This window comes from Actinoplanes sp. TBRC 11911 (assembly GCF_012933445.1).
Lineage (GTDB): Bacteria > Actinomycetota > Actinomycetes > Mycobacteriales > Micromonosporaceae > Actinoplanes.
The window spans coordinates 24,798-48,241 of record NZ_JABBNC010000047.1 but is presented as its reverse complement, the minus strand read 5'-3'; the positions used below and the strand labels follow the sequence as shown (position 1 = coordinate 48,241).

Here is a 23,444-nt window from a genome sequence, read left to right as displayed (position 1 = left end):
GTCTAGAGGCCCATGAGCGTACGTTCCGTCTTTCCGCAGCTTGAGCCACTGCTGCCACGGGTCAGCAAACCCATCCAATACGTGGGTGGCGAGCTCGGCGCCGTAACCAAGGACTGGGACGCCGCCGCGGTCCGCTGGGCTTTGATGTATCCGGACGCCTACGAGGTCGGCCTGCCCAACCAGGGCGTCCAGATTCTGTACGAGGTGCTCAACGAGCAGCCCGACGTGCTCGCCGAACGCACGTACGCGGTCTGGCCCGACCTTGAATCGCTCATGAAAGAGCACGGCGTCCCGCAGTTCACCGTCGACGCGCACCGCCCGGTCAAGGCGTTCGACGTGTTCGGCATCTCGTTCGCCACCGAACTCGGGTATACGAACATGCTCTCCGCGCTCGACCTCGCGGGCATCCCGCTGGACTCGGCCGACCGCACCATCGACCACCCGATCGTGGTGGCCGGCGGCCACGCCGCGTTCAACCCGGAGCCGATCGCCGACTTCATCGACGCCGCCGTGCTCGGCGACGGCGAGGAGGCGGTTCTCGAGATCACCGGGATCGTCCGGGAGTGGAAGGCCGAGGGCAGCCCGGGCGGCCGCGACGAGTTGCTGCTGCGCCTGGCGCGCACCGAGAGCATCTACGTGCCGCGCTTCTACGACGTCGACTACCTGAGCGACGGCCGGATCCAGCGCGTCGTGCCGAACCGGCCGGACGTCCCGTTCCGGGTGGCCAAGCGCACGACGATGGACCTCGACGCCTGGCCGTACCCGAAGAAGCCGCTGGTCCCGCTCGCCGAGACGGTCCACGAGCGGTACGCGGTGGAGATCTTCCGCGGCTGCACGCGGGGCTGCCGCTTCTGCCAGGCCGGCATGATCACCCGCCCGGTGCGAGAGCGGTCGATCACCACGGTCGGCCAGATGGTCAAGGAGGGCCTGGAGTTCTCCGGCTTCTCCGAGGTCGGCCTCCTCTCGCTGTCCAGCGCCGACCACTCGGAGATCGGCGACATGTGCTCCGGGCTCGCCGAGCAGTACTCCGACTCGAACGTGTCGTTGTCGCTGCCGTCGACCCGGGTGGACGCCTTCAACATCGATCTCGCCCAGACGCTGTCGAAGAACGGGCGCCGGACCGGCCTGACCTTCGCACCCGAGGGCGGTTCGGAGCGGATCCGCAAGGTCATCAACAAGATGGTGACCGAGGAGGACCTGATCCGGACGGTCGTCACCGCGTACTCGAACGGCTGGCGCCAGGTCAAGCTGTACTTCATGTGCGGCCTGCCCACCGAGACCGACGACGACGTGGTGCAGATCGCCCGGATGGCGCACGAGGTGATCAAGGCGGGTCGCCAGGCCGCCGGCACCAAGGACATCCGTGCCACGGTGTCGATCGGCGGGTTCGTGCCCAAGCCGCACACCCCGTTCCAGTGGGCGCCGATGGCGAGCCCCGAGGTCATCGACAACCGGCTCAAGCTGCTCAAGGACGCGATCAACAGCGACCGCTCGCTGGGCCGCGCGATCGGCTACCGCTATCACGACGGCCAGCCCTCGCTGATCGAGGGCCTGCTCAGCCGCGGTGACCGGCGCGTCGGTGCGGTCATCCGGCGGGTCTGGGAGAAGGGCGGACGGTTCGACGGGTGGAGCGAGCATTTCTCGTACGCCCGGTGGATCGACTCGGCCGCCGAGGTGCTGCCCGAGTTCGGCGTCGACCTGGACTGGTTCACCACGCGCGAGCGGGACCAGGCCGAGGTGCTGCCCTGGGACCACCTCGACTCCGGTCTCGACAAGGACTGGCTCTGGCAGGACTGGCAGGACTCGCTCAGCGAGTACGAGCAGGACGACTGCCGCTGGACGCCGTGCTTCGACTGCGGTGTCTGCCCGTCGATGGACACCGAGATCCAGATCGGTCCCACCGGCAAGAAGCTTTTGCCCCTGACCCCGGTAAACAACCTCCGGGTTCCCGCTTAGGAGAAGCGTCATTCCCCCCAAGAACCAGCCGGCGGGCGGCCAGGCCCCGGTCGTCCAGCGCATCCGAATCCGGTACGCCAAGCGCGGCCCGTTGCGCTTCACGTCGCACCGGGACTTCGCTCGTGCCTTCGAGCGGGCGTTGCGCCGCGCGGGCGTGCCGATCGCGTTCTCCCAGGGCTTCACCCCACACCCCAAGATTTCGTACGCCAGTGCGGCACCGACCGGCGTCGGGAGTGAGGCGGAGTACCTGGAGATCGGCTTGCAGGCCGAGGTCGATCCGGAGCAGCTCCGGCTCGCCCTGGACGCGGCCCTGTCGCCCGGCCTGGACGTCCTCGAGGCGGTGGTGGCCGGCGAGGGCAGCCTCGCCGACCGGATCGACGCCTCCCACTGGCGGCTGGAGCTGCCGTCGGTCGACCCGGCGGTGGCCTCGGCCGCTGTCAAAGCCTTCCTCGACGCGGAGGAAGTGCAGGTCGAACGCATGACCAAGCAGGGGCGCCGGACGTTCGACGCCCGTCAGGCAGTTAACTTCGTCGCAGTGACGGAGCAGTCCGCCCTACCTTCCGAGGCGGACGGCACACCGTGTGCGATAATCGACCTTGTCGTACGACTGGTAACGCCCGCCGTACGTCCCGATGACGTCCTTTCCGGCCTGCGTGTTGTGGCTGGCCTGGAGCCGCCGGTCCCGCCTCGCGTGACCCGGCTGGCCCAGGGCACGCTTACCGCGCAGGGGGAGATCGTCGATCCGTTGGACGCGGATCGCGAGGACGCCGCCATCGGAGGGCGCTAGCTGCTTCCCGCAGCCGGCGTCCGTTGGAGACTTCGGCAGCTCGTCCGATCATCCGGTCGGGCCCGAATACTTACGGCGGCCCTGCGTGGCAGCGCTCACACGCGCCCGGGGTCGCCAGAACTGGAGAGCGCCCATGCTCGAGAACGAGCCACAGGGCGGTGAACGGGACGGAGTTACTCCGCCCGGCGATACCGCCGCAAGCACTACCCCTGTCCGCCGTACGCGGGCACGCAAGAAGGCCGCCGCCCCGGCCGCGGAGCCGGTGGCGGACAGCCCCGGCGCCGAGCCGGTGGCCGCCGCGTCTTCCGACGTGACCGACGCCACCGCCGAAGCACCCGTAAAGCCGGTCAAAGCGGCCAAGGCGACCCGCACCCGGCGCAAGCCGGCAGCGGCTGCCGCTGCGGCGGCCCCGGCCGAGGCTCCCGCCGACACCCCAGCCGCCGCCGGCGCGCCCGTCGCCGCTGTCGCCGAGGCTGCCGCTCCGGCCGCCGGTGCCGCCCAGGCTCCGGCCGCCGGTGCCGCCCAGGCTCCGGCCGCCGAGGAGGCTCCGGCGCCGGTGAAGGCGACCCGCAGCCGCCGCAAGAAGGCCGCGCCCGCGGCCGCCGCGGAGCCGGTCGCCGAGCTTCCGGTGCCGCCGGCCCCGCAGGAGGTCGCGGAGCTGGTCCTGGACGAGGAGTCGGTGGCCGCGACCGAGGAGGACGAGGTCGCCGCGGTCCCGATCATCGGCGTGCTGCCGCTGGACGACGACTTCGTCGAGGCCGAGCCGGCCAAGCGCACCACCCGGCGCGCCGCCGCTCTGCCCCCGGCCGTCCTGTTCATGCCGCCGGACCCGACCGAGGCCGAGCCCACGCCCCGCCGTTCGCGCCGCGGTGCCGCGGCCACCCCGCCGGTCGCGGCGGTCACCGAGGCCGAGCCCGAGGTCGAGGCCACCGTCGCCGAGGCGCCCGTCGCCGAGGAACCGGCCGAGGTCACCCGCCGCAGCCGGCGCCGCCGTCGTGGCGCTGCCGCCGACGAGCCGGCCGAGGTCGCCGAGACCACCGAGGTCGCCGAGCCGGTCGTCGACGAGGTCGACGAGAGCGCCGACGACGTCGAGGAAGGCGCCGAGGACGAGGGCGAGGACGACGACGAGTACGGCGCCGGCCGGCGTCGCCGCCGCCGTGGCCGCCGCGGTCGCGGCCGTGGAAAGGGCCCGGCCGACGAGGCCGACGAGATGGGCACCGAGGAGGGCGCCGAGGCGTCCGCCGACGAGGACGGCACCGAGGACGACGAGTCCGACGAGGGCGAGGGCGACGGCGTCACCCGGCGCCGCCGTCGCCGCCGTCGCAAGGGTTCCGGTGGCGACGCCGAGACCGGCGGCATCGAGGACGGCGTGCACACCGTCGTGCGGGTGCGCGAGCCGAGGCGTACGGACGAGGTGCAGGGTGTTTCCGGATCGACCCGGCTGGAGGCCAAGCGCCAGCGTCGCCGGGACGGCCGTGAGCAGCGCCGCACCCGTCCGCCGATCCTGAGCGAGTCCGAGTTCCTGGCCCGCCGGGAGGCGGTCGACCGGGTGATGGTCGTGCGGCAGAAGGCCGACCGCACCCAGATCGCGGTCATGGAAGACGGCATCCTGGTCGAGCACTACGTGGCCCGGGCCACCTCCGGCACCATGGTCGGCAACGTGTATCTCGGCAAGGTGCAGAACGTGCTGCCCAGCATGGAGGCCGCGTTCGTGGACGTGGGTCGCGGCCGCAACGCCGTGCTCTACGCCGGCGAGGTCAACTGGGACGCCACCGGGCTGGAGGGCCGGGCCCGCTCGATCGAGCAGGCGCTGAAGTCCGGCGACTCGGTGCTGGTGCAGGTCACCAAGGACCCGATCGGGCACAAGGGGGCCCGGCTGTCCAGCCACATCGCGCTCTCCGGCCGCCACCTGGTGTACGTGCCGAACGGCAACGCCTCCGGCATCAGCCGCAAGCTGCCCGACAACGAGCGCAAGCGGCTGCGCGACGTGCTGAAGAAGCTGGTGCCGGACGGCGCCGGAGTCATCGTGCGGACCGCGGCCGAGGGCGCCAGCGAGGACGACCTGGCCCGCGACGTGAAGCGGCTGCAGGCGCAGTGGGAGGAGATCCAGCGCAAGTCCGCCGAAGGCCACGCGCCGGTCGCCCTCTCCGAAGAGCCCGACCTGGTCATCCGGGTGGTCCGCGACCTGTTCAACGAAGACTTCCGTGAGCTCGTGGTGCAGGGCGACCAGGCCTACACGGAGGTCGAGAACTACCTGAACTCGGTCTCGCCGGACCTGGTCGAGCGCCTGCACCGGTACACGGGTGTCGGCGACCTCTTCGTCGACAAGCGCATCGACGAGCAGATCCTCAAGGGCCTGGACCGCAAGGTCTACCTGCCCTCCGGCGGTCACCTGGTGATCGACCGCACCGAGGCGATGACGGTCGTCGACGTCAACACCGGTAAGTACACCGGGGCCGGCGGCAACCTCGAGGAGACGGTCACCCGCAACAACCTGGAGGCAGCCGAGGAGATCGTGCGCCAGCTCCGGCTGCGCGACCTCGGCGGCATCGTGGTCATCGACTTCATCGACATGGTGCTGGAGAGCAACCGCGAGCTGGTGCTGCGGCGGCTCACCGAGTGCCTGGGCCGCGACCGCACCAAGCACCAGGTCACCGAGATCACCTCGCTCGGCCTGGTGCAGATGACCCGCAAGCGGATCGGTTCGGGCCTGCTCGAGGCGTTCAGCGAGACGTGCGACCACTGCAAGGGCCGCGGCGTGCTGATCCACACCGAGCCGGTGCCGGAGAAGAAGTCGAACGGCGCCGCGACCCAGGTGAAGGCGGTTGCCGCGGCGGCACAGACGCAGACGGCGCCGCCGCAGCCGGCGAAGTCCCGCCGCCGTCGGGGCGGCGCGGCCGCCGAGCCGGTCGCGGAGCCGGTCGAGGTGGTCGCGGAGCCCGTCGCCGCGGTCGAGGTCGAGATCGACGAGGTGGCGCCCGCCGTCACCGAGCATGAGGACCCGGTGGCGATCGCGGCCGACCTGCCGCCGGCCAGCGGATCCGGGATCATCAACCGGGCCGCGGTGCAGCCGTCGCTGACGACCTCGGACGACGACGAATACGACATGAGCGGGTACGACCTGTCCCGTTACGAGACGCCGGCCGTCGAGCCGGAACCGGTCGAGCCGCTGCGGCTCACCGGTGCCGACGACCCGGACGCCGCCGACGACGAGGACGAGGACGACGAGCCGGTGGGCGCCGGGGCGGGCGGCCGCCGCCGTTCCCGCCGCGGTGGTTCCCGACGGCGTACCCGCCCGTAGGCAGCTCGTTCGCCGCCCCGTCCGCCATCCGGCGGGCGGGGCGGCTACGCTCACCGGAGTCGATCCCTTCCATCGAGGAGGACCGAACTTCCGATGCGTCGAAACCTCGTCGCGCTCACGCTGCTGGGCGCGCTGGCCGGCTGCACGTCCGGCGGCGTCGCCGCACCGCCGGCGCGGCCCGCGCCGGCGCCCGCCGACCCCTCCGCCGCCGCCTCGGCCGATCGCGCGCTCACCGGCGACACCCAGGCCATCTGCGACCAGGCCGCGCGCACCGGGGCCGGTTTCGGCGAGATGTTCATCGACGATCTCCAGCTACGGGTCGACTCGGCCGCCCAGGGTGACCAGGCGAAGGCGCAGGCCCAGCAGAAGATCACGCGGGACGTGCAGAACTACTCGGTCGCGCTGGCCGACATGGCGGCGCTGACCACGGACGCCGCGCTCAAGCAGGCGCTGAGCCGGATGAGCAAGGAGGTCACGGCGCTGAAAGGCGACGTGACAAAGATCGACTCGAGCAAACTGGCGGATCTGGCCGCTATGCTGGACCGGGCCTGCGGGAAGAGCTGACCGCCCCGGTTTGGGCGCCGGGCCGTCGATGAAGTACGCTTGCCGACGGCGCATTTCGTGCGCCGTGTTCCCCGTGCCGCAGATGCAAGTTCCTGCCCGGGTCAGCACCATCCGCCAGCAGCGGTCATCGCTGCGCAAGTCTCAGGGAGTCCGCGTCCGATGTACGCGATCGTCAAGACCGGCGGCAAGCAGTACAAGGTTGCCGAGGGCGACGTGATCGAGGTCGAGAAGCTCGCGGGTGTGCCCGGCGATGCGCTCACGCTCGCCGCCGTTCTCCTCGTCGACGGTGACAACCTGGTGACCGATGCGGCCAAGCTTGCCAATGTGACGGTGTCCGGCGAGATCGCCGAGCACACCAAGGGTCCGAAGATCCGGATCCACAAGTTCAAGAACAAGACCGGCTACCACAAGCGCCAGGGTCACCGCCAGCCGCTGACCCGCGTCAAGGTGACCGGCATCTCCAGCGGGAAGTAAGGGCGGGATCAGCCATGGCTCACAAAAAGGGTGCCTCCAGCTCGCGGAACGGCCGTGACTCGTCCGCCCAGCGGCTCGGCGTGAAGCGGTTCGGCGGCCAGCTGGTCAGCGCCGGCGAGATCCTGATCCGTCAGCGCGGCACGAAGTTCCACCCGGGCGAGCTCGTCGGCCGGGGCGGCGACGACACGCTGTTCGCGCTGGCCAAGGGCAACGTGCAGTTCGGCACGATCCGCGGCCGCAAGACGGTCAGCATCGTTCCGGCCGCGGAGTAACTTTCGCGTTGTAGTTCTCGAACGGGCCGAGGACCTCTCAGGGGTCCGAGGCCCGTTTTTGTTTTAGGGGAGAGTTGAGCTGTGACCACGTTCGTCGACCGCGTCGCGCTGCACCTTTCGGCGGGTGACGGCGGGCACGGCTGTGTCTCGGTACGCCGGGAGAAGTTCAAGCCGCTGGGCGGTCCGGACGGCGGCAACGGCGGGAACGGCGGCGGCATCACGCTGGTCGTCGACCCGCAGCTGCACACGCTGCTCGACTTCCACTTCCACCCGCACGTCAAGGCGTCCAACGGCGTCGGTGGCGCGGGCGGGAACAGGGACGGCGCGAACGGCAAGGACCTGGTCGTCCAGGTGCCGGACGGGACCGTGGTGCAGACCCCGGACGGTGAGGTGCTGGCCGACATGGTCGGCGCCGGCACCACGTTCGAGGTGGCGCAGGGCGGCCGCGGCGGGCGGGGCAACGCCTCGCTGGCGAACACGCGGCGTAAGGTGCCGGGCTTCGCCGAGCTGGGCGAGCCGGGCGACCATCTCGAGGTCGTCCTCGAGCTGAAGAGCGTCGCCGACGTGGGCCTGGTCGGGTTCCCCAGCGCCGGCAAGTCGTCGCTGATCTCGGTGATGTCCGCGGCCAAGCCGAAGATCGCCGACTACCCGTTCACCACCCTGGTGCCGAACCTCGGCGTGGTGCAGGCGGGGGAGCAGACGTTCACGGTCGCCGACGTGCCGGGGCTGATCCCGGGCGCGGCCACCGGCAAGGGTCTCGGCATGCAGTTCCTGCGGCACATCGAGCGCACGTCGGTGCTGGTCCACGTGCTGGACGCGGCGACGCCGGAGATCGACCGGGACCCGCTGGCGGACCTCGATGCGATTGAGGCCGAACTGGCGGCGTACGGGGGCCTGGAAGATCGTCCCCGGCTGGTCGTGCTGAACAAGATCGACATTCCGGACGGGCGGGATCTCGCCGACATCGTGCGGCCCGACCTGCAGGCCCGCGGCTACCTGGTGTTCGAGGTCAGCGCGGTCACCCGGGAAGGGCTCAAGGAGCTGATCTTCGCGCTGGCCAAGACGGTCGAGGAGCATCGCCTCGCTCAGCCGGTGCGGGAGCCGACGCGAGCCATCGTGCGGCCGCGCGCGGTCGACGACACCGGCTTCACGATCGAGCAGGACGAGGACGGCGTCTACGTGGTGCACGGCGCGCGCGTCGAGCGCTGGGTGCGGCAGACGAACTTCGACAACGACGAGGCGGTCGGCTTCCTGTCCGACCGGCTGGAGCGGCTCGGGGTCGAGGCGGCCATCGGGAAGAAGGGCGCCGAGCCCGGTGACCCGGTGCGCATCGGCGACCGCGAGTTCAACTACCAGCCGAACGCCGGGGACTACGTCTCGGGTCCGCGCGGCACCGACGCCCGCCTGGAGGAGCCGACCGGCCGGCAGACCGCCGCGCAGCGACTCGCCGCGCGCAAGGCCCGCCGGGTGCGCTCCGACGACGAGCTGCTGCACATGTCCGCGGACGGCACGGTCAGCAGCGTGGCGGCGGCGCAACGGCCGGTGCTGGTGACCGAAGAAGATGATGAGGACGACACCGGCGAATAGGGCGTAAGTCAGCCGTTCGCAACCGTCCGGAAAGGATGGTTGCATAGAGTCACCCCCGTGAGGATCGAATCCCGCCCCGCCCTGGACCCGGAACTGGCCGCTTTGGTCGCTGCTCAGCAGCGCGAGGTGCGAGCATTCGACCCGGCTCTGACGACTGCGCTATTCGCACCGACCGGTGACGTTGCGTATTTGGTGGCCGTCGTAGATGAACGGGCGGTGGCGTGCGGGGCCTGGCAGCCCGTCGCGGACGGGGTGGCCGAGCTCCGGCGTATGTACGTGCGGCCGGCGTTTCGCAACCGCGGCATCGCGCGCCAGATGATCGTCGCGATCGAGGAGGAGGCGCTCGCCGCGGACCGGCCGGTCATCCGGCTGGAGACCGGCAGCTACCTGCCCGCGGCGATCGCCCTCTACCAGTCGTCGGGCTACCACCAGATCCCGGTGTACGGCGAGTACGTCGGGAACCCGTACAGCGTGTGCTTCGAGAAGCGGCTCGCGGCTCTAGTCCAGTAGCCCGATCGCCGCGCGGGTACGCCGTACGGTGGCCTGGGCCCGGGGACGCACCCGGGCCTTGCCCTCCGCCAGGATCTGACGGATGTACGCGGGGTCGTCGGCGAGCTCGGCGTAACGCGTCCGGATCGGCGCGAGCAACGCCTCGACCGCGTCGGTGACCTCGGCCTTCAACGCGCCGTACGAGGTGAAATCGCCCGGCTCCTTACCGGTGCAGGCGCGCAGGATGCCCAGCAGGTTGCTGACACCCGGCTGGTTCTGTGGATCGTCGCGGACCACGCCGACGGTGTCGGTGACGGCCCGCGAGATCGTCTTGCGGATCAGCTCGGGCGGGTCCAGCAGCCCGATCCGGCCGGCCGCCGACGGCGTGCTCTTGCTCATCTTGCGGGTCGGGTCGGCCAGATCCATGATCCGGGCGGCGGACTCCGGCCGGACCCCGTCCGGGACCGTGAAGGTCTCGCCGTAGCGGCCGTTGAACCTGGTCGCGAGCGCGCGGGCCAGCTCCAGGTGCTGGTTCTGGTCGTCGCCGACGGGCACCTGCCCGGCGTCGTGCACCAGGATGTCGGCGGCCATCAGCACCGGGTAGGTGAGCAGGCTGAGCCGCACCGGACGATCGCCGGCCGACTTCTCCTTGAACTGGATCATGCGGGCGGCCTCGCCGAAGCCGGCCACGCACTCCAGCAGGTAGTGCAGTTCGGTGTGCTCCGGGACCTGGGAGTTCGCGATGATCGGGGTGCGGTCCGGGTCGACCCCGGCGGCGAGTAGCACGGCAGCCACTTCGAGCGTGGCGGAGCGTACCTGGGAAGGGTCGTGGTCCATGGTCATCGCGTGCAGGTCCGCGATCATGGCGATCGACTCGGTGCTCGCCTGGTCGTCGACGAGCGGGAGCATCGCGCCGAGCAGGTTGCCGAGGTGCAGACGCCCGGTGGGCTGAAAGCCGGTGAGTCGGCGGGTCATTTTCTCTCCTCTGTAGGGGGTGGACGCCGTCCCCGGGAGAGAAAAAAGGCCGCCCAGAGAAGGCGGCCATGCTTGGTCAACCGCCGGTCAGGGCAGCCACCAGTTGTTGGTCAGTGTGCGCACGTCACAGATGATAGCAGCGGGGTACCGTACGCCAACTGCCAGGAAACCGGCATGATGTTCGACATGCCGACCTTGACTCGCGCCGAGGCGATCACCCGGGCCGCGACCATCCAAGTCCACGAATACGAGGTCGACCTCGACGTGACCGGGGACGGTGACACGTTTCGTTCCCGGACGGCGGTGCGGTTCTCGGCTCAGCCGGGTGCGGCGACGTTCCTGGAGTTCGAGCCGGTCGAGGTCGCGTCGATCACGCTGAACGGGACGGTTGTCGAGGCGGCGGCGATCGGCTCGGGGCGCTTAGCACTCGACGGCCTGGCCGAGATGAACGAGCTGCTGGTGGACGCCACGATGCGGTATTCGAACACCGGCGAGGGGCTGCACCGCTACGTCGACCCGCAGGACGGTGAGACGTATCTCTACCAGCACATGTTCATCAACAATGCGGGTCGCATCCTGCCCAGCTTCGACCAGCCCGACCTCAAGGCGTCGTTCCGGGTGGCGGTGACCGCGCCGGCCGGCTGGCTGGTGGCGGCGAACGGGCCGGTGGTGGCCAACAAGGACGGCCGCTGGGAGTTCGCGCCGACCAAGCCGATCTCGACCTATCTGGCTTCGCTGATCGCCGGGCCCTACCACTCGGTCACCGACGAGCATGACGGCATTCCGCTGGCCCTGTACGCCCGCAAGGCGCTCGCCGAGTACCTGGACGCGGACGCCGAGGAGATCTTCACGATCACCAAGCAGTGCCTGGACCGGTACCACGAGATTTTCGAGATCCGGTACCCGTTCGGCCACTACCAGCAGGCCTTCGCTCCCGAATTCAACTTCGGCGCCATGGAGTATCCCGGCCTGGTCGTGTTCCGCGACGAGATGATCTTCCGGTCCGCGGTGACCGAGAGCGAGCGGGAGCGCCGGGCCAACACGATGGCGCACGAGATGGCGCACATGTGGTTCGGCGACCTGGTCACCATGGCGTGGTGGGACGACCTGTGGCTGAACGAGTCGTTCGCCGAGTACATGGGCAGCCGGATCACCGCCGAGGCGACCCGCTTCCCGGATACGTGGACGACGTTCGCGATGCAGCGCAAGGCGTGGGGCCTGCGCGCCGACCAGCACCCCTCGACCCACCCCGTCGCCCCCGCCTCGGTGAGCGACACCGATCAGGCGCTGCTGAACTTCGACGGCATCTCGTACGCCAAGGGGGCCGCCGTCCTCCGGCAGCTCGTGGCGTGGATCGGGGACCACGCGTTCCGGTCCGGCATCAACGCGCACTTCGCGGCCCACGAGTACGGCAACGCGACGCTCGCCGACCTGCTGGGCGCGTTCGCGGCGGCCAGCGGACGGGATCTGTCCGGCTGGGCGGACGTGTGGCTGCGGCGCGCTCAGATCAACACGCTGCGCACCGAGATCACCCGCGACGGGGACAAGTACGGCGAGGTGGCGGTGCTGCAGACGGCGCCCGCGGACTACCCGACGCTGCGCCCCCACAAGATCGGGATCGGCCTGTTCGACCGGACCCCGGACGGCTCCGTGGTGCGGCGCAAGCGGATCGAGGCGGACGTGCTGCCGGCCGGCCGCACCGTGATCACCGAGCTGGCCGGCGAGCGGGTGGCCGACATGGTGCTGCTCAACGACGGCGACCTTACGTACGCCAAGATCAGGCTAGACGCCGACTCGAACGCGGCGGTCCCGACCATGCTGCCACTGCTCGACGACTCGCTGGCCCGGGCGGTGCTGTGGGCGGCGACGCTGGACGGGGTGGTGGACGGCGAGCGTCCGGTGGCCGAGCTGGTCACGATGGTGCTCACCGCGCTGCCGGTGGAGACCGAGGTGATCGTGATCGAGGACGTCCTGCGGGCGACCCGCGGGCTGGTCGATCGCTACTCCTCGCCGGCGACGCGGCCGGCCGCCCTCGAGCTGGTGGCGCAGGCGACCGACCGGCTGCTCACGGCGTGCGAGCCGGGTGGGTCGCGGCAGCTCGCGGCGGCGCGCGGGCTGATCGGGTCGACCGTCGACACGAGCCGGATCCAAGGGTGGTTGGACGGCGTGGACGTGCCATCCGGGCTGGCGATCGATGACGACCTGCGGTGGCTGATCATGTATCGACTCGCTGTGCTCGGGGCTGTCGGCCTCCCGGAGATCGACGCTGAGTTCGCGCGCGACCGCAGTGCTACCGGGGAGCAGTGGGCGGCGCGATGCCGCGCGGCGGTGCCAACGGCTGCGGCCAAGGAGCAGGCGTGGTCGGCCATCGTCGGGGACGCGTCGCTGTCGAACCGGCTGGCCGAGCTGACGGCCAATGGGTTCTGGCAGCCGGAGCAGCTTGATCTGCTTCAGTCGTATGTTCCCCGGTACTTCGCGGAGATGCCGGGGATGATGCGGATCCGGAGTGGGATGAGCGCGGAGCGGACGGCCGCCTGGGCGTATCCGGACGTGGTGGTGGAGCCGTCGACGCGCGAGTTGGCCGCCTCGCTGCTCGCCCGTGATGATCTTGATCCGATTCTGCGGCGTGTCGTGCTGGACGCCGATGACGATCTGCGGCGGGCGTTGAACGCGCGTTTCTGACTTTTGGGGCGGTATCTGCCGATACCGTGGGGGGATGCCTGACTCGCGAGCCGAACACATGGAGAGCCTGGGGCGGCTCGCGGGCAAGGTCGCGCACGACTTCAACAACATGCTCGGCGTGATCGTGAATTACGCGAACTTCGTGGTGGAAGAGGCGTCGTCACCGACGCCGGATATGTCCAGCATTGCGGCGGATGCGCAGCAGATTGTGCAGGCTACGGCGCGTGGCACGAATTTGACGCAGCAGTTGCTGGCGTTCGCGTCGCGGTCGGTGGTGCAGCCGTTGGCGGTCGATCTGAATGCGTTGATCGCTTCGTCGTTGCCGGAAATGTCGGGTGTGGCTGGCGGGGTCGGTGAGTCGGTCGGGTCGGCCTTGTCTGCCGGGTTGGGCGAGCCTGCCGGGGTTGAGTTTCGGCCGGGGGCTGACCTTCCGCTGGTGGTTGGCGATCCCGCGCAGCTTGCCCGATTAATCGGAAATATCGTGGAAAGTTTTGGCGGGCCCGTGATGATGTCGACGGGTCGTGACGGTGACCGGGTTTCGCTTCAGGCCACCGACCCCGGCAAGGACTTGACCGTCTCCGAGGTAGAGCGCGCGTTCGAGCCGTTCGCCTCGATCGGGGGCTCCGGATTCGGCTTGGCCATGGCGTACGGGATCGTCATGCAAGCTGGTGGAGAGATCGGCATCGAGTCATCGCTCGGCGCCGGGACGACCGTGACGGTGCTGCTGCCCGCTTCGCCATCGTCTTGATCTATATTTCACGAATGTCTGGGCGTCGTATCGGGATCATGGGCGGGACCTTCGATCCCATCCACCACGGGCACCTGGTCGCGGCCAGCGAGGTGCAGGCGCGCTTCGACCTGGACGAGGTCGTGTTCGTGCCCACCGGTCAGCCGTACGAGAAAGGCCGTGTGTCGCCGGCCGAGGACCGCTACCTCATGACGGTGATCGCGACCGCGTCTAATCCGCGCTTCCACGTCTCGCGGGCCGACATCGACCGGGACGGCCCCACCTACACGATCGACACGTTGCGTGACATGCGAGCGGTCTACGGTGCCGACGCGTCGCTGTACTTCATCACCGGGGCGGACGCCCTTTCCCGCATTCTGAGCTGGAAAGACGCGTTAGAGATGCTGTCCATCGCGCACTTCGTCGGGGTTACCCGGCCGGGCTTCGACCTCACCGACGATCACCTTCCGGCCGATACGGTCACCCTCGTGGAGGTGCCGGCCATGGCCATCTCGTCGACGGCCTGCCGCCAACGGGTCGGTGACGGCAAGCCAGTCTGGTACCTGGTTCCGGATGGTGTCGTGCAATACATCGCCAAACGGGGGCTCTATCGGGGGTCGGGAATTGTCACACCCGTGTGAGAGGCTTGAAGCACCAGGAAGCCGACCGAGGGGAAACTCTTGCCCGTTACCGAACGCGCTCTTGAGCTCGCGCTGGCGGCCGCCCAGGCCGCAGCCGACAAGAAGGCGCAGGACATCGTCGTTATCGACGTCGCCGAGCAGCTCTATATCACCGACGCGTTCGTGATCGCGTCGGCGAGCAACGAACGGCAGGTCGCAGCCGTTGTCGACGCCGTCGAGGAAGCCCTGGTCAATCTCCCGGAGAAGGCGAAACCCGTCCGTCGTGAGGGTGAGCGCCAAGGCCGGTGGGTGCTCCTCGACTATGTCGACATCGTGGTCCACATCCAGCACACCGAGGAGCGCGAGTTCTACGCCCTCGACAAGCTGTGGAAGGACTGCCCGATGATCCCGTTCGTCGACCGCGACATGGTGGACGCGGACGCGTCGTGAAGCGCCTGATCGTCTGGCGGCACGGGAACACCGACTGGAACGCGGGCAGTCGCGTCCAGGGGCAGACCGACGTGCCGCTCAACGCTCTCGGTCGGGAGCAGGCTCTCGAGGCCGCCGAGCTGCTGGTCAAGCGGAAACCCGACGCCATCGTCTCCAGCGACCTACGCCGGGCCGCCGAGACGGCGGCCGCACTCGGGGCGCTCACCGGGCTCGCGATCCGGGAGGACGACCGGTTACGCGAGCGGTACTTCGGCGCGTGGCAGGGCCTGACGATGCCCGAGGTGTCGCAGCGCTTCCCGGAGGAACACGCGCGGTGGACCGCTGGGAAGGATCCCGGTGGCGACGTCGAGAGCCTCGACGACCTCGGTAAGAGGGTCGCGGAGGCGCTGCTCGACGCCGCCGCCGAGGGCGGCACCGTGGTGGTGGCGACGCACGGGGCGGCGGCGCGGCAAGGGGTCGGGCATCTGCTGGGCTGGCCGACGGAGCAGTTGCGGACGCTGCGGGCGCTGCAGAACTGTCATTGGATCGAGCTGACCCATGACGACAAGCGGGGCTGGCAGCTGGCCACGTACAACGTGGGGCCGTTCATGGAGCGGCCGGTGCCGCCGCCCGTCTGAGCCGTACTGGTTGTGGCCTGAGCCGTGTCGGGTGTTGCAGCCGGCACGGTGCGTCAGCGCCGCGGCCCGGCGTGGTCGGCGGGGAACCGCTGCCGGTCCGGTAGCGTCCAAGCCACCATGCTGACTCGTCGTGTCTCGGTTGCTCTGCTGCTCGTCCTCGTGGTTGCCGGTTGTGCCGCGCCGCAGCAGGCGGACGCGTCGGGGTCCTCGCGGGGTGTGACGGAGCCGCCGTCGCCGGGTGTGACCGAGTCGGCGCCATCGTCGCCGGGCTCAGCTCCTTTGCCGTCCTCGCCGTCCTCGCCGGACGTGATCGACCTGCCGGTGCCGAGCGCGAAGCCGGGTCCCGGCGCCACCCAGACGATCAGTGGCACGGTGACCGCCGGCGTCGAGCCGAATTGTCGGTTGCTGACCTCGGGCGGAAGCTCCTACCTGCTGCTCTTCAAAGACTCGGCGTCCCGGTCCGCCGCCGCGATCGGGAAAACGGTGACCTTGGTCGGCCGTTCCGACCCGTCGCTGATGACGACGTGCATGCAAGGCGTCCCGTTTGTCGTGACGTCCGTGAGCGGCGGTTGAGCTGGTTATCGGGTCCGGCTCGGGGGAACTGGTCACCTCCGGCGCGTTGCCCGGGCGACCATCGGTTACCGTGCCCGCATGCCCGTCGCGGTCGTCACCGACTCCACCGCGTACCTGCCCGACGAACTTCGTGGCACGTATGACATGACCGTCGTGCCGCTGACGGTGGTCATCAACGGCACCGACGGCTTGGAGGGCCTCGAGGTCCACCCGGCGGAGGTGGCTCAGGCGTTGCGCACGCGACGGCACACGGTGAGCACGTCCCGGCCGGCGCCGTCGCAGTTCGCCGAGGCGTACCGGAGATTGCTGGACGCGGGCGCCGACGGCATCGTGTCGGTCCACCTGTCGGCGAAATTATCCGGCACCTACGAGGCCGCGTGCATGGCAGCCGCCGAGATGGGCGCCAAGGTCCAGGTGGTCGACAGCGGTACCACCGCCATGGGCCTAGGTTTCGCCGCTTTGGCAGCCGCCAGCGCGGCCGCGGAGGATCAAGACCTCGAGTCCGTACGCCAAGAGGCCGCCACCCACTCCGCCAACGTCAGCACCCTCTTCTACGTGGACACGCTGGAGTACCTGCGCCGCGGCGGCCGCATCGGCGCGGCGTCGGCGTTGCTAGGCACGGCGCTGTCGGTGAAGCCGATCCTGCACGTGGTCGACGGCGCGATAGTCGTCCGCGACAAGGTCCGCACCGCCGGCCGCGCACTGACCAAGCTGGTCGAACTGGCCGTGGAAGCCTCCGGCGAAGGCGAGGTCGACATAGCCGTGCACCACCTGGAGGCCCAGGCCCGCGCCACCGCCCTCGCGGACGCCGTCTCAATCCGCCTGGGCGACCGCTTGCGCGACTGCTACATCACGGAGCTCGGCGCGGTGGTGGCCGCCCACGTCGGACCGGGCGTCACCGGCGTGGTCGTGCACCGGCGTCCCTGACCTCCCCGCGCCGCCGTGAGCCGCGCCGCCGTGAGCCGCGCCGCCGTGAGCCGCGCCGCCGTGAGCCGCGCTGCCGTCAGGCGCGCTGCCGTCAGGCGCGTCGCGGTCCGGCGGGTGGCCAGGAGGCGGCGGCCCAGCGGGCCGGCTGCATACCCGCCACCGGCTTGAGCCGGGCGGCCAGCTCGGCCCACGGGAGGATCTCCTCGCCGATCTGTAGCTCGTCGGCTTCCGGCAGCAGAGCCGGCTCGTCACGCTCCCAGATGGCGCGGGTGCGCCAGCCCTGCTCGTCGGAGCCGATGAGCAGCAACTCGGCGACGGTCTCCGACGCCGGTCGATCCGCTTCGGCCAGGCGGGCCGCCTGGCGGGCGTACTCCTCGACCGCCAGCACTCGCTCGGCTCGCTCCACCGAGTGGTGCAGCGGATGGCCGGGCGGCGCCGCGTACGGCACGGGGAGGCCGTCGGCGTCGCTCGCGTACGCCATCGGGCTTATCGGTCGTGACGTTTTCGCATAGATCTCCTCTGCCTGCGCGAACAGCCCGCGCAGATGATCGCTTCCGTCGGCGGTGACCAGCAGCGTCCCGCGCTCCGGCGCGAACGCCACCGGAGTGCCGCCGACCTGCAGGGCCAGCCGTCCCAGCCAATGCTCGAGCAGGAGATGCGACGTCCAGTACGCATCCCCGTCGTCTACGAAGCGCACCACCACCGGCTCGGTGGCAGCACCCTGCAGCGTCGCCCCGGACAGATTCGCCCGGGCCGCCGCGAACACATCGTTCACCTTCACGCCCCACATGGCCGGCTGCTCCGGCCCGACATAGGTCATCGTGTCGGGGCCGTCGATGACCACGAACTCGGACAGGAACGGCAGCACCGGCCGGCTCAGCGACGACCCGGGCGTGCCGCCGCGCAGCACCGGGCGTAGCAATGGCCGTGCTTCCGTCCACGTCCGGGGCACTCCGGCGCCCGATCCCAGACTCGCGACGAATCTGCTGATCTCCACCCCGCGGCGTCGGCCACGGGCAGCAAGCAACGGCGCAAGCTCCAGAATGGTGGGCACATCGTCCCCGGTCACGGTGAAGCGGACCTGGAAGCCAAGCGGGTCGTAACGCACGTCGGCCATGCCGGTCCGACGCAGTCGCCGGACGACCTGACCGGCCAGCCGCGCTCGAGCGACTCTCCGAAACAGGCCCACCGACGTCTCTCTCCCTTGTGGCCGCCGACCTTATCGCATGCCGCCGACATTTTTCCGGCCCAGGATCGCCCGGGCTTCGAGATCATCGTCGTAGATGACGTCGGCGTCCAGCCCGGCGAGGCGTACGGCCTGGACTGCCTGGTCTTCTTGGGTTTCGGTGATCTCGGAGAGCAGGATCCCGCCGGGGGCGAGCCAATCGGGTGCACCGGACGCAACTCTCCGAAACACGTCCAAACCGTCGGTGCCGCCGTCGAGCGCGGTGTGCGGTTCGTGATCGCGGGCCTCGGCGGGGAGCAGCGGGATGTGCGCGGTGGCCACGTATGGGACGTTGGCCAGCAGGATCGTCACCCGGCCGCGCAGGCCCTCGGGCAGCGCTTCGAAGAGGTCGCCCTGGTAGACGTTGCCGCCCAGATTGTCCCGTGCACAGGCGACCGCGACCGGATCGACGTCGGCGGCGTGCACTTCGGCTTGCGGCAGGCGATGGCGCACGGCCAGGCCCAGCGCGCCGGACCCGCAGCAGAGATCCACCACGACCGGGCGTTCGGACTCGGTGTTCGTGGCGATGCGGACCAGGAGCTCGGAGCGTACGCGGGGAACAAAGACACCGGGTCGCAGCCGGACCCGCACGCCGCAGAAGTCGGCGTAGCCCACGACCTGCTCCAGCGGTTCGCCCAGCGCGCGCCGGCCCACCAGCGCGGCGAGGGTCGCCTCGTCGCCGGCGGCCTCGCTGAGCACGGCGGCCTCTTCCTCGGCGAACACGCAGCCCGCGGCACGTAGCCGGGTGATCGCCTCGGCGATCGCGGGTGCTGGAATTCCTGGTCTCACAAGCCGTTCCTTAGCACAGTTCCGATGATCATCGGAGTTATCCACATTGCCCGACTGTCCACAAGGCGCCGCGCACCGGGGCCGCCGAATCCCTACGGTGCCTGGCGTGCGAGAACGGAAGAGCGCGGAGAAGGACGTGGCGGCACGGCTGCGGTCGGTGCTGTCCGGTTCGGTGGGCGATGGGCCGGTTGATCGGCCGGTCGAGGAGGCGCTTGGGCGGATCGAGGGGCGACCCGAGGCGAGAGCCGAGGCGCGGCTTGAGCCTGGTCTTGGCGACCTTGCCGACCTGGGTGAGCCCCTGCGCTGGTCGGACATCATTCCGGCCTGGCCTGACGACGTCGATCTCGGGCGGGCCTCGGAGTCAAGTTCCGACGACGGGGGACGCGCTCCGCCGTCCCCGGCTCTTCGTGAGCCGACCGGCGGCTTTCGTGCCGGGACACCTTGGGCGAGTCCGCCGGGTGGGCCGCTCTCGCCTGCCGTGACTATCCCGCGAGCAGCTGCGCCAAGGCTGGGAGAACCGATGAAGGACGACTTCGACGGAGTGGCCGGGAACGTGCGGCGGCCACTCCCGCCACCGACCTGGGTGCTGCCGGAAGAGGACTTTGAGGACGCGCTGGCATCCCGGCCCGCCTGGTCGGCGCCGGAGGCCGACGACGAGCCGCCGGAACTGACGAGCGCGGGAGCGTTCGGCGATGATCGCAAGCTCGGCATCCGGGCGTTTGATCCTGGCCGGCGCGGTGTCCGAGCGCTCGCCGCGGTCGCTGCCGTGGCGATCGTGGTGGCCGCTCTGCTCGCGTGGCGGGCGCGGCCTCGGGTGGATCCCGTGGCGCCGCCATCGTTCGACTCGGTGGCGACCACCCCGGCGGTGTCGCCCGGGCGGAGCGGTCCGAGCTCGGCGGTGGCCGAGGTGGTCGTCGCCGTGGGTGGCAAGGTGCGCAAACCCGGTCTGGTGCGGCTGCCTCCGGGCGCGCGCGTCGCCGACGCGCTGACCGCGGCCGGTGGCGCGGCCCCGGGCGTGGACGTCGCGTTGCTGAACCTGGCACGCAAGGTGGTCGACGGTGAGTTGATCATGGTGGGTGTCACGCCGCCGCCCGGGGTCACGACAGCGCCCGCGCCGCCGGGAGCCGGCGGCACTGCCTCGGCGGCCGCCGGTCCGATCAACCTGAACACGGCGACGCTTGCCGACCTCGACACGTTGCCCGGTGTCGGGCCGGTGCTCGCCCAGCGGATCCTCGACGCGCGCGACTCTCAGGGCGGCTTCCGGGCGGTCAGCGATCTGCGCAAGGTCGACGGGATCGGCGACGCCCGGTACGAGCAGCTCAAGGACCTGGTGACGGTGTGAGCGGGGGAGCGCGTCGTCGCGAGCCGGCCATGGCCGGGCCGGACCTGCGGCTGGCCGGGTTCGCGGTTGCGATCTGGCTTTCGGCGCTGACCGCCTTGTATCTACCCGTGCCGGCGAGTGCGGTGATCGGTGCGAGCGCGTTTGTCGCGGCCGGAGTGCTCGCGCTGACGGTGGCACGGCATCGGCCCTCGATGAGGCGCGTGTTGTGGGTCGCGGTCGCGATCCTGGTCGGCGCGGGCACCGGGGCGGTCGCGACGGCGGTGCGGGTCGGCGTCCGCGAGGCGGAACCGCTGGCGACTCTGGTGCGCGAGGGACGCGGCGTACGGGTGGAAGCGGTGGTGCGCGACGATCCGCGAGCCGTGAGCGGGTCGCCGGGCATGCCACCGACCTACCTGGTTGCCGTCGACCTGCGCCGGGTCGAGGCGGATGACCACGCGCCGATGCGACTGTCGGTGCGGGCCCTGGTGCTAGGAAGCGATCCGGCCTGGCGTTCGCTGCTCCCGGGCCAGCGGGTGACCGCCGCCGGGAAGCTGCTGGCGCCGCGTGGCGGTGATCTGCGTGCCGCGGTGATCTCGGTGCGGCAGGCGCCCATCCTGGTCGGTCGAGCGCCGTGGATCCAGCGGGCCGCGGGGACACTGCGCGCCGGGCTGCAGCGTGCCTGCGAGCCGCTGCCCGACGACGCGGGTGGACTGCTGCCCGGTCTGGTCGTCGGCGACACGAGCCGGCTGGACCCGGCCTTGGAGGACGATTTCCGAGCGACCGGTTTGACCCATCTAGTGGCGGTTTCTGGAGCCAACGTCGCGTTGATCTTGGGCGTTGTGGTGTTTGCGGTGCGGCGTACCCGGGCCGGGCCGCTCGTCACGGCGCTGGTCTGTGTGATGGCGCTGGCCGGGTTCGTGATCCTGGCGCGACCGTCGCCGAGCGTGGTCCGCGCCGCCGCGATGGGCGCGATCGCGCTGATCGGGCTCGCGTCCGGGCGTCCCCGCGCCGCCTTACCGGCGCTGGGTGCGGGGGTCGCCATCCTGATCCTGATCGACCCGGAACTGGCGGCCGATGTTGGATTCGCGCTGTCCGTGCTGGCCACAGGCGGTCTGCTGCTCTTGGCGCCGGTGTGGCGAGACGCGCTACGCCGGCGCGGGTGGCCGTCGGGCGTGGCCGAGGCGCTTGCCGTGCCGGCCGCCGCTCAGGTCGCTTGCGGCCCGGTGGTCGCCGGGTTGTCCGGAGCGGTCAGCCTCGTCGCGGTGCCCGCGAACCTGCTGGTCGTGCCCGCGATCCCGCCGGCCACCCTGCTCGGGGTCGGTGCGGCCGTCGTCTCGCCGATCTGGCCGGGCGGGGCCGAGTTCCTGGCCTGGCTCGCACACTGGCCGGTGAAGTGGTTGGTGCTCGTCGCCACCAACGGCGCCCGGGTGCCCTCCGGTGCGCTGCCCTGGCCCGAGGGCGTGCCGGGCGCGTTGCTGCTCGCCGTCATCACGGTGGCGTTGCTGGTCGCGGCCCGGCGGCCCCTGGTTCGCAAATTCGCCGCGATCGTGGCGGTCGCCGGTGTCCTGGGCGCGCTGCCGGTGCGGGTGCTCGCGCCCGGCTGGCCGCCGGCGAACTGGGTCGTGGTGGTCTGCGCGGTCGGCCAGGGTGACGCGATCGTGCTGCCCGCGGGCACGGGGCGGGCCGTCGTGGTCGATGCCGGTCCGGAGCCCAACGCGGTGGACCACTGCCTGCGGCGCCTTGGCGTACGGCAGATCGTGTTGTTCGTGGTGAGCCATTTCCACGCCGACCATGTGGGCGGGGTGGCCGGTGTGTTCCGGGGGCGGGACGTGCGGGCCGTGGTCGGACCGGACTGGCCCGAGCCGACGGGCGGGCGTTCCGCGGTGGTGCGAGCTGCGGGCCCGGTGCCGGTGCACGAGGTCGGGCCGGGTTGGTCGTACGCGGTGGGCGGGCTCGAGATCACGGTGATCGGGCCGTTCGAGCCGCTGCACGGCACCAACTCGGATCCGAACAACAACTCGCTGGTCCTGCGTGCCCGGTCGCTGGGGCGGACCGTCCTGCTGCCCGGCGACGCCGAGACCGAGGAGCAGGAGGAACTGCTCGAGCACCTGGGTGCCGACGCGATCCGGGCGGACGTGCTCAAGATCGCGCATCACGGGAGCGCCTACCAGTCGCCACGGTTTCTGGACGAGATCGATCCGGCGGTGGCGCTCGTCTCGGTCGGCCGGGACAACGACTACGGGCATCCCAATGCGGCCCTGCTCACGCGGCTGGTTCGGGGCGGGACGCGGGTGATGCGTACCGACGAAAGGGGTGACCTCGCCGCCGTGGCGACCGGTCGTGGTCTCGGCGTGGTTGCCCGCGGCGACCCGCCGGAGCCGTGATCGCGCAGAATGCGGGCGTGGAGCAGGAGACCATCAGCGCGGGCGAGATCATCCTCCGGCCGTTCGCCGAGGAGGACATTCCCTGGGTGTACGCGGTGTCGCTGGATCCCGCCGTGCAGCGGTACCTCGAGATCCCGCTGCCATACCGGGTCGAGCACGCCGAGCACTTCGTGCGGGAGATGGCGATTGCGGCGTGGGGGCGGCGGGAGCGGGTCGAGTTCGTCGTGGAGCAGGTCCGCGACGGCACCCGGCTCGGGCGCGTCGGGCTGGGCCTGGACGAGTTCGTTGGGATTGACCACGACCGGCTCGGCGGGCCTGGGCTCGACCGGCCCGGTGGGCCTGACCACGACCTGCTTGGTGGCGCGCGGATCGGCTACTGGATGGATCCGGCCGCCCGCGGTCGTGGGGTGGCGACCGCTGCGGTTCGGGCGCTGTGCGGGTGGGCCTTCGGCGCGCTCAGGCTTGGGCTGATCGAGTGGCGGGCCGAGGTCGGGAACGTGGCGTCGCGGCGGGTCGCGGAGAAGGCCGGGTTCCGGTTCGAGGCGGTTCTGCGGCGCCGGCTCGTGCATCGCGGGCAGCGCGTGGACGCCTGGATCGGCTCGATGGTGCCGGAGGAGATGCCGACACGCCCGGGGTCGTCCGTTCAGTCATGACTTGTGCCAGATGATTGGATTCGATGCGAAGTGCCGGGGTGGGCCGCGCGGGCGCTACGCATTCAGGCTGA

The 23,444-nt window shown here is 70.7% G+C and carries 21 protein-coding genes; 18 read left to right on the top strand and 3 right to left on the bottom strand.

What is annotated here, in order from left to right; genetic code table 11:
* Positions 1-12: 12 nt before the first annotated feature.
* From HH310_RS39440 to HH310_RS39405, 8 genes are all read left to right on the top strand, one after another.
* Positions 13-1,956 carry a TIGR03960 family B12-binding radical SAM protein gene (locus tag HH310_RS39440; RefSeq protein WP_169180870.1) on the top strand — a complete coding sequence of 648 codons (1,944 nt, stop codon included), beginning with the start codon at positions 13-15 and terminating at the stop codon, positions 1,954-1,956.
* Between the two features lie 67 nt (positions 1,957-2,023).
* Positions 2,024-2,743: a TIGR03936 family radical SAM-associated protein gene (locus HH310_RS39435; RefSeq protein ID WP_312034627.1), complete on the top strand. Its 720-nt coding sequence runs from the start codon at positions 2,024-2,026 to the stop codon at positions 2,741-2,743.
* 133 nt (positions 2,744-2,876) lie between these two features.
* Positions 2,877-6,044, top strand: a complete 3,168-nt coding sequence (locus HH310_RS39430; protein ID WP_169180869.1) for an Rne/Rng family ribonuclease — start codon at positions 2,877-2,879, stop codon at positions 6,042-6,044.
* 93 nt (positions 6,045-6,137) lie between these two features.
* Complete coding sequence (locus HH310_RS39425; protein WP_169180868.1) at positions 6,138-6,608, top strand: hypothetical protein; 471 nt, start codon at positions 6,138-6,140, stop codon at positions 6,606-6,608.
* A gap of 159 nt (positions 6,609-6,767) precedes the next feature.
* A complete protein-coding gene (gene rplU / locus HH310_RS39420) occupies positions 6,768-7,082 on the top strand; it encodes a 50S ribosomal protein L21 (protein WP_169180867.1) in 315 nt (104 codons plus the stop codon).
* A 14-nt stretch (positions 7,083-7,096) separates the two neighbouring features.
* Positions 7,097-7,354, top strand: coding sequence for a 50S ribosomal protein L27 (gene rpmA, locus HH310_RS39415; protein WP_169180866.1), 258 nt, complete (start codon positions 7,097-7,099; stop codon positions 7,352-7,354).
* Positions 7,355-7,435: 81 nt separating this feature from the next.
* Complete coding sequence (obgE, locus tag HH310_RS39410; RefSeq protein ID WP_169180865.1) at positions 7,436-8,941, top strand: GTPase ObgE; 1,506 nt, start codon at positions 7,436-7,438, stop codon at positions 8,939-8,941.
* Between the two features lie 57 nt (positions 8,942-8,998).
* On the top strand, positions 8,999-9,451 hold the full coding sequence (locus tag HH310_RS39405) for a GNAT family N-acetyltransferase (protein WP_169180864.1): 453 nt from the start codon (positions 8,999-9,001) through the stop codon (positions 9,449-9,451).
* On the opposite strand, the gene trpS is transcribed toward HH310_RS39405, so the two are convergent.
* A complete protein-coding gene (trpS, locus tag HH310_RS39400; RefSeq protein ID WP_169180863.1) occupies positions 9,440-10,405 on the bottom strand; it encodes a tryptophan--tRNA ligase in 966 nt (321 codons plus the stop codon). The two genes, HH310_RS39405 and trpS, sit on opposite strands and share 12 nt — an antisense overlap.
* Before the next feature lie 186 nt (positions 10,406-10,591).
* On the opposite strand from trpS, the gene pepN reads away from it, so the two are divergent.
* The 7 genes from pepN (at position 10,592) to HH310_RS39365 (ending at position 17,001) form a co-directional block, all read left to right on the top strand.
* The gene (pepN, locus tag HH310_RS39395) at positions 10,592-13,087 is read left to right on the top strand and encodes an aminopeptidase N (protein WP_169180862.1); all 2,496 of its coding nucleotides are present in this window, start codon (positions 10,592-10,594) and stop codon (positions 13,085-13,087) included.
* 34 nt (positions 13,088-13,121) lie between these two features.
* A complete protein-coding gene (locus tag HH310_RS39390; protein WP_169180861.1) occupies positions 13,122-13,835 on the top strand; it encodes a sensor histidine kinase in 714 nt (237 codons plus the stop codon).
* A 14-nt stretch (positions 13,836-13,849) separates the two neighbouring features.
* Positions 13,850-14,455 carry a nicotinate-nucleotide adenylyltransferase gene (gene nadD / locus HH310_RS39385; protein WP_169180860.1) on the top strand — a complete coding sequence of 202 codons (606 nt, stop codon included), beginning with the start codon at positions 13,850-13,852 and terminating at the stop codon, positions 14,453-14,455.
* 39 nt (positions 14,456-14,494) lie between these two features.
* Positions 14,495-14,884 carry a ribosome silencing factor gene (rsfS, locus tag HH310_RS39380; RefSeq protein ID WP_169180859.1) on the top strand — a complete coding sequence of 130 codons (390 nt, stop codon included), beginning with the start codon at positions 14,495-14,497 and terminating at the stop codon, positions 14,882-14,884.
* Positions 14,881-15,501, top strand: a complete 621-nt coding sequence (locus HH310_RS39375; RefSeq protein WP_169180858.1) for a histidine phosphatase family protein — start codon at positions 14,881-14,883, stop codon at positions 15,499-15,501. The genes rsfS and HH310_RS39375 overlap by 4 nt, the downstream gene beginning before the upstream one ends.
* A gap of 117 nt (positions 15,502-15,618) precedes the next feature.
* A complete protein-coding gene (locus HH310_RS39370) occupies positions 15,619-16,074 on the top strand; it encodes a hypothetical protein (RefSeq protein ID WP_169180857.1) in 456 nt (151 codons plus the stop codon).
* A gap of 78 nt (positions 16,075-16,152) precedes the next feature.
* Positions 16,153-17,001 (top strand): DegV family protein, encoded by an 849-nt coding sequence (locus tag HH310_RS39365; RefSeq protein ID WP_169180856.1) that lies wholly within the window; start codon positions 16,153-16,155, stop codon positions 16,999-17,001.
* 91 nt (positions 17,002-17,092) lie between these two features.
* Here HH310_RS39365 and HH310_RS39360 read toward each other — a convergent pair whose 3' ends face one another.
* Together HH310_RS39360 and HH310_RS39355 are read right to left on the bottom strand one after the other, a co-directional pair.
* Entirely contained in the window at positions 17,093-18,118 is a 1,026-nt protein-coding gene (locus HH310_RS39360) for a hypothetical protein (RefSeq protein WP_248294863.1), read from the bottom strand.
* Between the two features lie 102 nt (positions 18,119-18,220).
* Positions 18,221-19,015 carry a putative protein N(5)-glutamine methyltransferase gene (locus HH310_RS39355; RefSeq protein ID WP_312034621.1) on the bottom strand — a complete coding sequence of 265 codons (795 nt, stop codon included), beginning with the start codon at positions 19,013-19,015 and terminating at the stop codon, positions 18,221-18,223.
* 520 nt (positions 19,016-19,535) lie between these two features.
* Between HH310_RS39355 and HH310_RS39350 the strand changes: the two genes are divergently transcribed.
* Genes HH310_RS39350 through HH310_RS39340 form a run of 3 tightly spaced genes read left to right on the top strand, consistent with a single transcriptional unit; the run spans position 19,536 to position 23,373 of the window.
* The gene (locus HH310_RS39350) at positions 19,536-20,357 is read left to right on the top strand and encodes a ComEA family DNA-binding protein (protein WP_169180853.1); all 822 of its coding nucleotides are present in this window, start codon (positions 19,536-19,538) and stop codon (positions 20,355-20,357) included.
* Between the two features lie 29 nt (positions 20,358-20,386).
* Positions 20,387-22,720, top strand: a complete 2,334-nt coding sequence (locus HH310_RS39345; RefSeq protein ID WP_169180885.1) for a ComEC/Rec2 family competence protein — start codon at positions 20,387-20,389, stop codon at positions 22,718-22,720.
* Between the two features lie 17 nt (positions 22,721-22,737).
* Positions 22,738-23,373 carry a GNAT family N-acetyltransferase gene (locus tag HH310_RS39340; RefSeq protein ID WP_169180852.1) on the top strand — a complete coding sequence of 212 codons (636 nt, stop codon included), beginning with the start codon at positions 22,738-22,740 and terminating at the stop codon, positions 23,371-23,373.
* Positions 23,374-23,444: the final 71 nt, after the last annotated feature.

What these genes read in the sequence shown, in the direction of transcription:
- HH310_RS39440 (WP_169180870.1), top strand. Translation starts at nt 13, where the DNA reads ATGAGCGTACGTTCCGTCTTTCCGCAGCTTGAGCCACTGCTGCCACGG.
- HH310_RS39430 (WP_169180869.1), top strand. Translation starts at nt 2,877, where the DNA reads ATGCTCGAGAACGAGCCACAGGGCGGTGAACGGGACGGAGTTACTCCG.
- HH310_RS39425 (WP_169180868.1), top strand. Translation starts at nt 6,138, where the DNA reads ATGCGTCGAAACCTCGTCGCGCTCACGCTGCTGGGCGCGCTGGCCGGC.
- rplU (WP_169180867.1), top strand. Translation starts at nt 6,768, where the DNA reads ATGTACGCGATCGTCAAGACCGGCGGCAAGCAGTACAAGGTTGCCGAG.
- rpmA (WP_169180866.1), top strand. Translation starts at nt 7,097, where the DNA reads ATGGCTCACAAAAAGGGTGCCTCCAGCTCGCGGAACGGCCGTGACTCG.
- trpS (WP_169180863.1), bottom strand. Translation starts at nt 10,405, where the DNA reads ATGACCCGCCGACTCACCGGCTTTCAGCCCACCGGGCGTCTGCACCTC.
- pepN (WP_169180862.1), top strand. Translation starts at nt 10,592, where the DNA reads ATGCCGACCTTGACTCGCGCCGAGGCGATCACCCGGGCCGCGACCATC.
- HH310_RS39390 (WP_169180861.1), top strand. Translation starts at nt 13,122, where the DNA reads ATGCCTGACTCGCGAGCCGAACACATGGAGAGCCTGGGGCGGCTCGCG.
- nadD (WP_169180860.1), top strand. Translation starts at nt 13,850, where the DNA reads ATGTCTGGGCGTCGTATCGGGATCATGGGCGGGACCTTCGATCCCATC.
- HH310_RS39370 (WP_169180857.1), top strand. Translation starts at nt 15,619, where the DNA reads ATGCTGACTCGTCGTGTCTCGGTTGCTCTGCTGCTCGTCCTCGTGGTT.
- HH310_RS39365 (WP_169180856.1), top strand. Translation starts at nt 16,153, where the DNA reads ATGCCCGTCGCGGTCGTCACCGACTCCACCGCGTACCTGCCCGACGAA.
- HH310_RS39360 (WP_248294863.1), bottom strand. Translation starts at nt 18,118, where the DNA reads ATGGCCGACGTGCGTTACGACCCGCTTGGCTTCCAGGTCCGCTTCACC.
- HH310_RS39350 (WP_169180853.1), top strand. Translation starts at nt 19,536, where the DNA reads ATGAAGGACGACTTCGACGGAGTGGCCGGGAACGTGCGGCGGCCACTC.
- HH310_RS39345 (WP_169180885.1), top strand. Translation starts at nt 20,387, where the DNA reads ATGGCCGGGCCGGACCTGCGGCTGGCCGGGTTCGCGGTTGCGATCTGG.